This is a genomic window from Shewanella sp. ZOR0012 (genome assembly GCF_000798835.1).
Classification (GTDB): domain Bacteria; phylum Pseudomonadota; class Gammaproteobacteria; order Enterobacterales; family Shewanellaceae; genus Shewanella; species Shewanella xiamenensis.
This window is the reverse complement of record NZ_JTLE01000094.1, coordinates 3933283-3946605: the sequence shown is the minus strand read 5'-3', so window position 1 is coordinate 3946605 and position 13323 is coordinate 3933283. Positions and strand designations below refer to the sequence as shown.

At 48.3% G+C, this 13323-nt stretch carries 14 protein-coding genes and 1 pseudogene; 8 read left to right on the top strand and 7 right to left on the bottom strand.

The features are described from left to right. Positions 1-9: 9 nt before the first annotated feature. From hydB to hydF, 6 genes are all read left to right on the top strand, one after another. Positions 10-330: an iron hydrogenase small subunit HydB gene (gene hydB / locus L976_RS18990; protein WP_023268564.1), complete on the top strand. Its 321-nt coding sequence runs from the start codon at positions 10-12 to the stop codon at positions 328-330. 13 nt (positions 331-343) lie between these two features. Beyond that, positions 344-1027: a cytochrome b/b6 domain-containing protein gene (locus L976_RS18985; RefSeq protein ID WP_047539320.1), complete on the top strand. Its 684-nt coding sequence runs from the start codon at positions 344-346 to the stop codon at positions 1025-1027. Between the two features lie 69 nt (positions 1028-1096). Next, positions 1097-2536, top strand: coding sequence for a [FeFe] hydrogenase H-cluster radical SAM maturase HydG (gene hydG, locus L976_RS18980; protein ID WP_047539317.1), 1440 nt, complete (start codon positions 1097-1099; stop codon positions 2534-2536). After that, a complete protein-coding gene (locus L976_RS18975) occupies positions 2537-3175 on the top strand; it encodes a hypothetical protein (protein WP_047539314.1) in 639 nt (212 codons plus the stop codon). Continuing rightward, positions 3175-4257, top strand: coding sequence for a [FeFe] hydrogenase H-cluster radical SAM maturase HydE (hydE, locus tag L976_RS18970; protein WP_081990936.1), 1083 nt, complete (start codon positions 3175-3177; stop codon positions 4255-4257). The genes L976_RS18975 and hydE overlap by 1 nt, the downstream gene beginning before the upstream one ends. Then, positions 4241-5482, top strand: coding sequence for a [FeFe] hydrogenase H-cluster maturation GTPase HydF (hydF, locus tag L976_RS18965; RefSeq protein ID WP_047539311.1), 1242 nt, complete (start codon positions 4241-4243; stop codon positions 5480-5482). The genes hydE and hydF overlap by 17 nt, the downstream gene beginning before the upstream one ends. Before the next feature lie 153 nt (positions 5483-5635). Here hydF and rplI read toward each other — a convergent pair whose 3' ends face one another. Genes rplI through rpsF form a run of 4 tightly spaced genes read right to left on the bottom strand, consistent with a single transcriptional unit; the run spans position 5636 to position 7073 of the window. Next, positions 5636-6088 (bottom strand): 50S ribosomal protein L9, encoded by a 453-nt coding sequence (gene rplI, locus L976_RS18960; protein WP_037422085.1) that lies wholly within the window; start codon positions 6086-6088, stop codon positions 5636-5638. A gap of 36 nt (positions 6089-6124) precedes the next feature. Continuing rightward, a complete protein-coding gene (gene rpsR, locus L976_RS18955; RefSeq protein ID WP_006083042.1) occupies positions 6125-6352 on the bottom strand; it encodes a 30S ribosomal protein S18 in 228 nt (75 codons plus the stop codon). 11 nt (positions 6353-6363) lie between these two features. Continuing rightward, positions 6364-6669 (bottom strand): primosomal replication protein N, encoded by a 306-nt coding sequence (gene priB / locus L976_RS18950; RefSeq protein WP_011073673.1) that lies wholly within the window; start codon positions 6667-6669, stop codon positions 6364-6366. Positions 6670-6677: 8 nt separating this feature from the next. After that, positions 6678-7073 (bottom strand): 30S ribosomal protein S6, encoded by a 396-nt coding sequence (rpsF, locus tag L976_RS18945; RefSeq protein ID WP_011623998.1) that lies wholly within the window; start codon positions 7071-7073, stop codon positions 6678-6680. A gap of 212 nt (positions 7074-7285) precedes the next feature. On the opposite strand from rpsF, the gene L976_RS18940 reads away from it, so the two are divergent. Together L976_RS18940 and L976_RS18935 are read left to right on the top strand one after the other, a co-directional pair. Next, a complete protein-coding gene (locus tag L976_RS18940; RefSeq protein ID WP_047539304.1) occupies positions 7286-8029 on the top strand; it encodes a DUF481 domain-containing protein in 744 nt (247 codons plus the stop codon). 183 nt (positions 8030-8212) lie between these two features. Further along, complete coding sequence (locus L976_RS18935) at positions 8213-9640, top strand: MFS transporter (RefSeq protein WP_047539301.1); 1428 nt, start codon at positions 8213-8215, stop codon at positions 9638-9640. A gap of 61 nt (positions 9641-9701) precedes the next feature. Here the strand turns inward: L976_RS18935 and rlmB are convergent, their stop codons facing one another. The 3 genes and pseudogenes from rlmB to motX all read right to left on the bottom strand — a co-directional run. Further along, complete coding sequence (rlmB, locus tag L976_RS18930) at positions 9702-10442, bottom strand: 23S rRNA (guanosine(2251)-2'-O)-methyltransferase RlmB (RefSeq protein ID WP_037427160.1); 741 nt, start codon at positions 10440-10442, stop codon at positions 9702-9704. Further along, positions 10443-12869, bottom strand: coding sequence for a ribonuclease R (rnr, locus tag L976_RS18925; protein WP_047539298.1), 2427 nt, complete (start codon positions 12867-12869; stop codon positions 10443-10445). A 39-nt stretch (positions 12870-12908) separates the two neighbouring features. Beyond that, positions 12909-13323, bottom strand: a pseudogene (gene motX, locus L976_RS18920) (flagellar protein MotX); the annotation flags it as partial.

Sequence of the window (13323 nt, the reverse complement as noted above, 5' to 3'; positions counted from 1 at the left end):
GAAACAGAAATGAACAAGAAAAAACACCTATTTGCCGAGGACAGTTTCTTTCTGTCACGCCGTAAATTTATGGCTGTCGGCGCCGCGTTTGTGGCTGCGCTCGCGATCCCTATCGGCTGGTTCACCAGCAAGCTTGAGCGCCGTAATGAATACATTAAGGCCAGAAGCCAAGGGTTATATAAGGACGATAGCCTAGCGAAAAAACGTGTCAGCCACGCCAACCCCGCAGTTGAAAAGTACTACAAAGAGTTCGGTGGCGAGCCATTAGGACATATGTCCCACGAGCTGCTACACACCCACTTTGTCGATCGCACCAAATTAAGCTCTTGATTGGAGATGAGAAATGCATCAAGAACATGATATGAGACCCATTTTAAAACATCCGCTAAACGTCAGGATCTTCCACTACATCCTGCTGCTCAGCTTTTTGCCATTAGCCGCGACAGGTTTGTTATTGTTTTTTAAACCGCTTTCCCAAGAAGGTATGCAGCTAACCTATGATGTGCACATTATTGCAGGGATTGTTATGGCCCTCGATGCCGTGGCATTTACCATCATGGCATTCGATCGAGTGGTACTGTTTATCGCCCGTGTGTTTAGCTTCTCAGGGCGCGATGTGAAATGGTTTATGGTGTTAGGCGGCTATCCACAGAAATTCTTACTGGGTAAAAAAGTGCCTATTCCACCGATGAACAAATACAACTCAGGCCAAAAACTCTTTGGTGCCTGCGTACTGATTGGCGGCACACTATTAATCCTCTCCGGTTTAGTGCTGTGGCTTATTCCCCATGCTGCGCCGCGGGATATAGTGTGGTTTTTAGGTCAGGCCCATTTAGTGTCAGGCTTAGTGTTAACCGCCTTTTTACCCGTGCATCTTTTCCTCGCGGTATACCGCTTTGATGATTTCAAGGCCATGATGATCCACGGTAATGTGCCCTACCATGATGCCGCTGAGTACACCCCTCTGTGGGTTAAAAATGAAATTGCCCCCGTCGCCACTAATGGTGAACAGCTGACAAGCAAATAGCTAAGTCTCCAGCGGCAGTTGCTCACAACTGCCGCATTTTCACATTCATACTCAAGGGCATAGATAACCATGAGCACACACGAGCATCATTCCATTACCGTCTCCGACTATAATCCCAACGTCAGCTTTATCGACGATCAAGCGATTTGGCAGGCCATTGAAGACGCTAGCAATCCGAGTCGCGAGCAAGTCCTCGCCATTCTCGACAAAGCGCGCCAATGCGAAGGCTTAAGCATTCAAGAAACCGCTCTCCTACTGCAAAACCAAGATAAAGCCTTGGATGAAGCACTCTTTGCCGTTGCCCGTGAGATTAAGAACACCATTTACGGCAATCGGATTGTGATGTTTGCGCCGCTGTATGTATCCAACCATTGCGCCAACAGTTGTAGTTATTGTGGCTTTAACGCCGATAACCATGAGCTCAAACGTAAAACCTTAAAACAGGATGAGATCCGCCAAGAAGTTACGATCCTTGAAGAAATGGGTCACAAACGGATCCTTGCCGTTTATGGCGAGCATCCACGCAATAATGTGCAAGCCATTGTTGAAAGTATTCAAACCATGTACAGCGTTAAGCAGGGCAAGGGCGGAGAAATTCGTCGAATCAATGTCAACTGCGCGCCAATGAGTGTGGAGGACTTTAAGCAACTTAAAACCGCGGCGATAGGCACTTATCAATGCTTCCAAGAAACCTATCATCAAGACACCTACAGCCAAGTCCATCTTAAAGGTAAAAAAACCGACTTTTTATACCGCCTCTACGCCATGCACAGGGCGATGGAAGCAGGAATTGACGATGTCGGTATCGGCGCCCTTTTTGGCCTGTATGATCATAGATTCGAGCTGCTCGCCATGCTCACCCATGTTCAACAACTCGAAAAAGATTGTGGCGTTGGCCCACACACTATCTCCTTCCCGCGGATTGAACCTGCCCATGGTTCGGCTATCAGTGAAAAACCGCCCTATGAGGTCGATGATGACTGCTTTAAGCGCATTGTTGCCATCACTCGCCTTGCCGTGCCTTATACCGGGCTGATTATGAGCACGCGGGAAAGTGCGGCGCTGCGCAAAGAACTGTTAGAACTCGGGGTTTCACAAATCAGCGCAGGCTCGCGTACCGCACCGGGTGGTTATCAAGACAGCAAACAAAATCAACATGATGCCGAGCAATTCAGCCTTGGAGATCAACGAGAGATGGACGATATTATTTATGAGCTAGTGACTGATTCAGATGCTATTCCCTCTTTCTGCACGGGTTGTTACCGCAAAGGACGAACTGGCGATCACTTTATGGGATTAGCCAAACAGCAGTTTATTGGCAAATTCTGCCAGCCCAATGCCTTGATCACCTTTAAGGAATATTTGAACGATTACGCCAGTGAAAAGACTCGCGAGGCTGGCAATGCGCTGATAGAGCGAGAACTGGCTAAAATGAGCCCGTCACGGGCGCGCAATGTGCGCGGCTGCTTGCAAAAAACCGATGCGGGTGAACGGGATATCTATCTATAAATGGCATCTTATCTATTCTCAAATCTCGGCGTGCAGTTGCATTTCGGCCTTAACACTAGCGCCTTACTGAATGCGATAGAACGCGCTGATGAAATCGTGCTACACGCGGCCATTTACAGTAATTTTGCCGATAATGCCGTAGGGCAGTTGTTATTGCAGCGGCTACAAAACGCCAGCTTAAAGCAACTCACCCTCATTAAACTTGAGCCCACTCGTCTATGGCGGGATGAGTTTGCCACCATCCTAAGGCCCGAGATGCCGCTGCAAGAGGTTGAGCAGCTGTATGATATTTCCCGCCACTGGTGCGCCGAGCTTAAAACGCAGTTTCCTGAGACAGTCAATTTAGTGTCGACCCAAACGCTACCACTGCAACCTATATTGCTGATTGGCGATAGACTCTTTGTCGGCCACTACGCCCATAGCCATACCACTTCAGCTCAGGGGCTTTGGCTGGAGTTTGACATCCTTGCTTTAGGTCTTGCGCCAAACAGCTTAATCGATTGGTTTGATACAGGCATCCCCAGTGAGCAAAACTCAGCGGTAGAAGTGGCCCTAGGCCGTTATGTTGATGAATGCCGCCGCGCAGTGGGCGATCTTTGGTATCAAAGCTTGATTGAGCTAGATAAAGGGCGTAACTAATGATCACTCGCCCTAGCCAGCCAGCGCCAGTCACTCAGCCAACGTCCGTTAAACCGACCTTGCTTAAGCCCACAGCATTTTCCTATGCCGAAATCCTTTCGCTACTTCAGGGGCAAGACGATGAATGGTTGTTTAGTCGCGCCCAGCTCGCCACTGAATTGCAATTTAATCAACAGGTGTATTTACGCGGCATTGTCGAGTTTTCGAATCACTGTCGTAACCACTGCCATTACTGTGGTTTACGCACCGAAAATCGGCAGGTAACACGCTATCGACTCTCGAACGAAGAAATCCTTAACGCAGTGGATAGCATTGCCGCGCAGGGACTAGGCACAGTAGTGCTGCAATCGGGGGATGATTTTAGCTACAGTTGCAAGCGCATCAGTAGCCTTATCAGTGAAATTAAGCAGCGCCATAACCTAGCAATCACCCTCTCCCTCGGTGATCGCAAACATCATGAGTTGGAAAGCTGGCGAGAGGCGGGTGCCGATCGCTATTTACTCAAGATGGAAACCTTCGACCGCGCCCTCTTTGCTCGGTGTCGCCCTAAAGCCAATTTTGACGAGCGCATTGCAAGGCTCAATTATCTTAAGTCTCTGGGATATCAAACTGGCTCAGGGATTATTGTCGATTTACCGGGAATGACGGATGCGATTTTAGCGTGTGATATTCAGCATTTATCGGAGTTGCAGCTCGATATGCTGGCCTGCGGCCCCTTTATTGCCCATCACCAAACACCGTTTGCGACTTCCCCCAATGGCAGCGCCCTTAAGAGTCATAGGGTTAGCGCTATTTTGCGACTGATGAATCCGGGGGCGAATATTCCTGCCACCAGTTCCCTCGACGCCCTCGAAAAAGGCGCAAGGGAACTGGCACTCAAACGCGGATGTAATGTGCTTATGCCCTCCTTCACCCCAGCACAAGTCAGTGGCGATTACAGCATCTATCCAGGAAAAAACCAGCAACAAAACCCAGCAGCAGAGCGACTTAACCAAGTCTGCCAGCAAATTCAACGCCACGGGCTAATCCCCTCCTTTAGCCGTGGTGATTCAAAAAGGACCCAATATGTGTCAAGGCATTAATCCACAAGAGCATAGCCAAACCCAATCGGCACCAAGAGGAATGCGCTACCATATCGCCTTGGTCGGTCGGCGTAATTCGGGGAAATCCTCCCTACTTAATATGATCGCAGGGCAACATATCTCGATAGTATCCGATATTAAAGGCACAACCACAGATGCCGTGGCCAAGGCCTATGAATTACAGCCCTTAGGGCCTGTGACCTTTTACGATACCGCTGGCATAGACGATGAAGGGACATTAGGTGCAATGCGAGTGAGCGCCACTCGCAGAGTGTTGTTTCGCTCCGATATGGCACTCTTAGTCGTTGATGAGCACGGGCTGTGCCCCTCAGACATGGCATTAATCGATGAAATACAGCAATTAGAAATGCCAATACTCGTGGTATTCAATAAAGCCGATATCTGCCTCCCCAAAGCTGAGGATATTGCCTTTTGCCAGACTCAATCCTTACCCTTTATTGTGGTCTCAGCCGCAACAGGTCTTGCAGGTAAACAGCTTAAGCAGTTGATGGTCGAATTAGCACCTGCGGAGTATAAGCAGGAGCCGCTCCTAGCGGGCGATCTCTACCAAGCGGGGGATGTCATTCTCTGTGTCGTCCCTATCGATATGGCCGCACCTAAGGGACGATTGATCCTGCCACAGGTGCAGATACTGCGTGAGGCGCTTGATCGCAGCGCCATCGCAATGGTCGTCAAAGAAACAGAACTAACGCAGGCATTATCAGTGGTTACGCCTAAGCTGGTGATTTCTGATGCTCAAGCGATTAAGCAAGTCGCCGCCACAGTGCCAGACGCAGTCCCTCTCACCACCTTCTCAACCTTATTTGCCCGATTTAAAGGCGATTTAGCCGTTCTCGCTGCGGGAGCTGATGCTTTAGATAAATTGCAAGATGGTAATAAAGTGCTCATCGCCGAAGCCTGTAGTCACAATGTGCAGGAGGACGATATTGGCCGAGTTAAACTTCCCCGCTGGATAAATAGCTACACCGGCAAACAACTCCAGTTTGTAGTCACATCTGGGCACGACTTTCCCGATGATTTAGAACAATATGCCCTCGTCATCCACTGCGGCGCTTGTATGTTTAACCGCAATGAAATGCTCCGTCGCATTCGTGAATGTCAACGGCGGCAGGTGCCTATCACTAACTATGGGGTGGCGATTTCTAAATTACAGGGCGTGCTACCGCGAGTGCTTGCGCCTTTTAACCGCAATCCACAGCAATAGCGTATGTGTTTTAGCGTCTGGCTTGGCTGCACTCAAGTGGCTAAGCCTGATTAGCGTTAATACGTGACAAACAGCCACTCACACAGCAATGCTAAATCGCGCCCATAAAAAAACACCGCCGAAGCGGTGTTTTTCATTTAAAGCAGTTGGTAATTAAGCTTCTGCAACGATAGAAACTTTAACAACAGCTTTAACTTCAGTGTGTAATTGAACTTCAACTTCGAAGTCGCCAGTAGTACGCAGAGCGCCTAATGGTAAACGAACTTCTGATTTAGCCAGTTCAACGCCAGCAGCAGTTACTGCATCAGCGATGTCACGGTTGCCAACTGAACCAAACAGTTTGCCTTCATCACCCGCTTTAGAAGCAATAACAACAGCTTCCAGAGCAGCGATTTTCTCAGCACGTTGGTTAGCAGCAGCCAGATCAGCAGCGATTTTAGCTTCTAATTCAGCGCGACGAGCTTCAAATACTTTAACGTTGCTTTCGTTAGCAACAACAGCTTTACCTTGTGGCAGCAGGTAGTTACGAGCGTAACCAGCTTTAACTGCAACTTGGTCACCCAGGTTACCCAGGTTAGCGATTTTATCAAGCAGAATAACGTTCATTATCAAATCCTCTATATTCGATTAGGAATACTGCAATTACTGATGTAAATCAGTGTATGGCAGTAGAGAAAGATAACGAGCACGCTTGATAGCGCGAGCTAGTTGACGCTGATATTTAGCACTAGTACCAGTGATACGGCTTGGAACGATTTTGCCGCTTTCAGTGATGTAGTTCTTTAAAGTAACGATATCTTTGTAATCAATTTCTGCAACACCTTCAGCGGTGAAACGGCAGAACTTGCGACGACGGAAATAACGTGCCATTTGACAGTCTCCTAAGTTTTCAATTCGACATTTTCGGCATGGATGACTAAGCGATTTTGGCCATTTCGCCCCTGTTGAAGCGTCATAAAACCTTGTACTTGTACTTCCACACCTGCTTTCAGATTATCTGCCACGCTTTCAAAACGTGGTCCACTCAATATCACTTGTATTTGAACGTAGACATTGCGGAGCATATCTGCTTCATAACGCTGCGATTTGTGTTCTAGCATGATCACACTATGTGCAATGCCTGCCGGGCTTTTAAAGCGTCTGGAACGGGTTATGGTTCCTGACAACACCAAGTTATTGGTGGTCACAGAAAAACTTACTCAGCGATTTCTTCAGCGTTAGCTTCATCATATGAGCGGTCGCCAGCTGGGCCACGACGTGAATCGCGCTCATCTTTAGCTTTCGCCATTGGAGATGCTTCAGTAACGGCAACTTTAGTACGCATTACCATGTTACGCAGAACTGCGTCGTTGAAACGGAAAGCAGTTTCTAGCTCTTCAATCGTCTCTGCTGGTGCTTCAACGTTCATCAGAACATAGTGAGCTTTATGCAGATCTTGGATTGGGTAAGCCAGTTGACGACGGCCCCAATCTTCTAAACGGTGGATTTTGCCGTTAGCTTCGGTGATAACACCGGTGTAACGCTCAATCATACCTGGTACTTGTTCACTTTGATCTGGGTGAACCATAAATACGATTTCGTAATGACGCATTTATTGCTCCTTACGGTTATGTAGCCTCGTTATTGGCTCAGTCAAACCAAATAGAGGCAAGGAACGAAAATAGTGACTGATTTGAGCGCGAGATAGTACAGAAAGCAGACGCGAAACTCAAGCAATAACTTTGCCTCAACACCCAATACAGGTATGATGACGCCTCACCCCTATTCGGATATCAGACATCAACCTCTCAAGAACCCATTATAATGCTAAAAGTTATCGCACCAGTTAGTTTGTTTTGCCTATCTTTTCCTGCACTTGCGCTTGTCCCTCCCGATTATCAGGAACCACCAAGTGATTTGACTGCAGAAGTCGAAGCCGGCTTACAATTGAACACAGGCAATACCGAATCGAGCAGTTTTAATGGTCGAACCCAACTGATTTACGATACTAAACAAACTAAGCAGGAAGCGACGCTAAAAGCGTATTTTGCTTCTGAAAAAAATCAAACCACCTCCGAAAAGTACGAACTCCAGCTTCAAAGCAACTATAAACTCAACAAAGGTTATATCTTCGGCCGTGGCGACTTCACTTGGGATCAGTTTGGTAGTTATACCCAAATCTCAACTCTTTCTTCGGGTTATGGTTTTAACGCAATTAGTAGCTACAAGACCAAACTCAGTCTCGAAATCGGCCCAGGTTATCGATACAACTTGCCTGCCGAGTCAGTCGCAGAGCCAGACCCCGCTCCCGAAAAGGATGTGATCCTACGTACTGCGGCAAAGTTTTCTCAAAAATTACAGGAATACACCAGTATCAATGCCGATCTCACCGCCGAAGTGGGCGAAAATAACAATACCCTGACTCTCGATATGAACTACAAAAATTTAGTATTTCAGGATTGGGCCTTTAAAATCGGCATGAACATCAAGTTCACCGAAGTGGTTCCTGAGGGCAGCCAGCAGACGGATACCATCACCACCTTTAACTTGCTGTATACCTTTAGATAAACAAGCAATAAAACGATTTGGCTGGCACAACAATTCCCCCACTCAGCCAAATCCCATTTCAGCACAATTTAGTGACCCACACATAAAAACGATAAATTAGTCGATAAATTCCAACATTTTGCAACACGGAATAAACACCGACTGCTGATATACTCTCCCTGGCAATCATACAAGGAGCAGTTAATGACAAACCCGCTACGTACTTTCGCCTCTTTATATAGCACGACGTTATTAACAGTGCTGGCTGGCGGTTTACTCACCACATATTTAGGCCTTAGGCTCTCGGTGATGCACGTTCCGCAGTTGTGGATAGGTAGCATGATGTCGGCCTACTATGTCGGCCTTGTCGCAGGATCTAAGATTGGCCACCGGCTAATCGCCCAAGTCGGACATATCCGTGCCTTTGTCGCTAGTGCTGGGATCGTTGCCGCCTCCGCACTTGGTCACGCACTCGTAGATGAGTTAGCTATTTGGATCCTGCTAAGACTTATCGTCGGTATGGGGATGATGTGCCAATACATGGTGCTCGAAAGTTGGCTCAATGAACAGGCTGAAAGCAGCCAACGCGGCACTGTGTTTGCCAGCTACATGATAGTCTCTTACTTCGGTTTGATCTTGGGCCAAGGTGCCATCAGCCTCTATCCTGAACTCGGTCTAGAGCCGCTGTTACTGATCGCCATCTGCTTTGCCCTGTGTATTGTCCCGATTTCTTTAACGCGGCGTATTCACCCAGCACCACTGGTGCCCGCCCCCTTAAAAATTGCTCACTATTGGCGCAAAGCGCCGCAGGCACTAACGACCATTGCCATTGGCAGCATGATTGTAGGCTCCTTTTACGGTTTGGCGCCTGCTTATGCGAGCAACTTAGGTTTACCGCCCGAGAAGGTGGCCACCTATATGACGGCAACCATTCTCGCGGGCCTACTCGCCCAATGGCCAATGGGAAAATTATCTGACATTATGTCCCGCAGTCGCCTGATCCGAATCAACTGCGTACTGCTTGGGATCTTAGCATTAGCTATCGCCCTCACTCCCTATCATCCGACACTCTCACTGGTGATGACGTTTTTGTTCGGCATTCTTGGCTTTACCTTCTATCCCTTGGCAACCGCACTGGCTAACTCCCGTGTCGAGCAAAGTGAAAGGGTAGGACTATCGGCAACCATTTTGCTCACCTTTGGCATGGGCGCCAGCATCGGCCCATTAATCGCCTCGACTCTTATGCAATGGTTTGGCAACAGCATGCTCTATGGCTTTATGTCGGCCTGTACCTTAATCCTGTTTTTACGGCTACGTTATGTTCACTCACAGCAAAAAACCGAAACCAGTGTCACCCAAGACTACATCATGGCGACCGGTGACTTAGTCTCATCACCACTGGCTGCGGCACTTGACCCGAGGGTGGATGTTGAATCGGTGCAGGAACACATGACACCAACACAGCAGGAAGATGAAGAAGATTTAGGTGCCGATGCCCTTGTTGAAGATGCAGAGAATGATAATGAGCAACAGCTAACATTCGAGTTTGAATTTCACCCAGCGCCCAGCTTTATCCACGATGAGACAAACGAGGTGGACGAATCCAACCTCGATGCTATTAAAACCAATTAAGGGTTGATTTAGGCAATAAAAAAAGACGGGCTCGCCCGTCTTTTTTATTGATATATATCAATTAGCTACGGCGTTGACGCACGGCTTCGAATAGGCAAATACCCGTGGCGACCGACACGTTTAAGCTAGAGACGCTTCCCGACATAGGAATCGAAACTAAAGTATCGCAACACTCACGGCTTAGGCGGCGTAAACCTTTGCCTTCGGCGCCCATCGCAATCGCTAATGGCCCTTTAAGATCGGCTTGATAAAGCTCGCAATCCGCTTCACCCGCCGTCCCCACAATCCATACGCCCTTTTCCTGCAGATGGCGCATAGTGCGGGCGAGGTTAGTCACTTGGAATAACGGCACGGTTTCAGCTGCGCCGCAAGCGACCTTACTAACCACAGCCGTTAAGCCAACGGAGTTATCCTTTGGCACAATAATGCCCTGCACGCCCGCCGCATCGGCGTTACGTAAGCAGGCACCTAGGTTATGCGGATCGGTAACGCCATCTAAAATCAATAAAAACGGTAAGTCGGTCTTTGCTAACAGCTCATCTAAGTCATGCTCACCAAGGATTTTAGCCGCTTTCACACGGGCAATAATACCTTGGTGCTGAGTACTTTCGGCTTTCTCGTCCAACACTTTGCGTGAAGTCACTTGAATGCTCGTGCCAAAGGCTTTCGCTTGACGGATCAGCGGGGTTAAACGCTCATCCTCACGGCCCTGCAACAGCCAAAGTTCAATAATGCGCTCAGGGCTGTGTTTTAACAGCGCTTCAACCGCGTGGATCCCAAAAATAATATCTTGTTTTTTCATTTACTTCTTTCTCGTGCTCCGCTTCGCGGCCTTTGGCTTTTTCGCCGTATCTTTTACACTTTTCTTAGGCTTAGTGCCCGCTTTAGACTTAGACTTACTCGCCGCTTTGTCTGAACCCGCTTTCGCTTTAACGCCAGTCGATTTAGCCGTTTTCGCCATTTTCGCGCCTTCGCGGTTTACCCGCTCACGGGCTGTCATGGGTTTGTCGCGACTAGGTGCCGCCTTGCGGCGACCGCCTTTACCACTGTCGCCAATCATGACTAAGTCAATCTGTCTATCATCCAAGTTTACCGCGGCCACTTTTACCGTGACAGGGTCACCCACTTGATAGATTTGACCTGTGTGCTCACCAATCAAACGCTGACGCATAGGATCGAACTGGTAATAATCGCTGCCCAGGCTAGAAATATGCACTAAGCCATCGATAAATAAGTCATTTAAGCGAACGAATAAACCAAAGTTAGTGACAGAGGCTATCACGGCCTCGAAGGTGTCACCCACATGGTCCTGCATAAATTCACATTTAAGCCAGTCGCTTACATCACGTGTTGCTTCATCGGCGCGGCGTTCAGTCGTAGAACATTCTTCGCCTAATTTATCTAATTCATCGAGTTGATAGTGGTAGCCACCATCGGGAGTCCATTTCTCATTGGCTTCACCTTTTTCTTTCGCCAACAAATAGCGGATCACTCGGTGCAGCACTAAGTCAGGATAACGACGAATAGGCGAGGTAAAATGCGCGTATTCTTCCAGTGCCAAACCAAAATGGCCTTCGTTATCAGGCGTGTAGATTGCTTGGCGCATAGAGCGCAGCAACATCACTTGAATAAGTTCAGCATCGGGACGGTCGGCAATCTGCAACATTACATTTTGATAATCTGCAGGCGTTGGCTCAAGCCCTCCGCCCATGCTCAAACCACGCTCAGCTAAAAACTCTTTAAAGTTTGCCAGTTTCTGCTCAGAGGGTGACTCATGCACGCGATAGAGGATTTCACCCTTATGCTTTTTCACAAACTTAGCAGCAGACACGTTCGCCAAAATCATACATTCTTCAATGATTTTATGAGCTTGATTACGCGCTCTTGGCACAATCTTATCGATCTTGCGCTGTTCGTTAAAAATAAACTGCGTTTCTATCGTCTCAAATGCTATCGCACCGCGCTCTGCGCGCTGTTCATCAAGCGCTAAATAAAGCGACTGTAAGCATTGAAGATGTGGAAAGAGTGCTTCATGCTCAGGCGCAATCGGCCCACCTTCGAGCATCGCAGCGACTTGGGTGTAGGTAAAGCGCGCGTGTGAATGCATCAACGCCGGATAAAACTTATAACCCGATAACTTACCGCGGGCTGAAACCGTCATCTCTGCAACCATACACAGGCGGTCAACATGAGGATTGAGTGAACACAAGCCGTTAGAGATTTTCTCCGGCAACATTGGGATCACTTGCGATGGGAAGTACACCGAGTTACCACGGGCACGGGCTTCAGTATCTAAGGCCGAATCGGTACGCACATAATAGCTTACATCGGCAATCGCCACCCACAGACGCCAACCACCACTGGGTTTAGCTTCGGCATAAACAGCATCGTCAAAGTCGCGGGCATCTTCACCATCGATGGTCACTAAGGGTAGATCACGCAGATCGACACGACCCACTTTATCTGATTCAGTCACTTCATCGGGAATACGGCGCAGTTTCTTTTCAATGGCGGCCGACCACGTATGGGGAAGATCGTAATTGCGCAGGGCTATTTCGATTTCCATTCCCGGTGCCATTTGCTTGCCAAGCACTTCGGTCACTTTGCCTGCGGCTTTAACAAATCGACCGGGACGGCGGGTTAATTCTACCACCACCACATCGCCTTGACGGGCGCCATTGCGATCTTCACTAGCGATTAAAATTTCTTGGGTAATGCGCTTATCATCGGCAATCACAAATGCCATGCCACTGTCGACATGGAATCGACCAACAATCGCAGCACTACGGGGCTGGATCAAACGGACAATACGGGCTTCACGACGACCTTTACGATCCATACCGGCTTTTTGTGCCAGCACTTTATCGCCATGGAAATACATCAGCATATCGCGATTTGAGATAAATAGATCGTCGCCACCTTCGTCAGGTTTAAAGAAGCCGTAGCCTTCTCGGTGCCCAAGAACAATGCCGGGGATCAGATCCATTTTTTCAGGTAAGCCGTAGCTTTGACCGCGGGTAAATACCAATTCACCGTCGCGCTCCATCGCCCGTAAACGGCGGCGCAGGGCTTCTAATTGCTCTTCATCATGGATCTGTAGTGCAGCAGCGATGCTGTCACGGGTAATAGGTGATTTTTGAGAACGTAAGTACTCGATAATATACTCACGACTTGGGATAGGGTTTTCGTACTTATCCTGTTCACGCTCGAAATGAGGGTCTTTGATCATTCAATATCCAATATTTTTGTCTCAATCAGTAGAGACAACTCAACGGGTTCGCAAGTGCTCTTGCTGGGCCCGCGCCACTGCACTGGCGGGCATTTTAGCGGCTAACACCTGCAGTAATGACAAGGCTTTTTTCTTAGTCGCCTCATCGGTAAATACATTGTTGTATAACCAGTTATAGGCCATTTCATAGTCTCTTGGACTACCATAACCTTCACCGTATAAACGGACCAGCATCATCCGCGCGGCTAAACTACCGCTCGCTGCCGCTGGCAATAAATAATTGACCGCACGGTCTTTATTACGAATAACAAACTTACCATTTTGATAATATTCGGCAAGTTTCACCATGGCCTCGGGGCTGCCCTGCTCAGCTGCATCACGCAATAACCCCATCCCTTTGACCGCATTGGCTTTTACACAGATTCCGTGGTTGAGCATTTCTCCCCACAAAAAC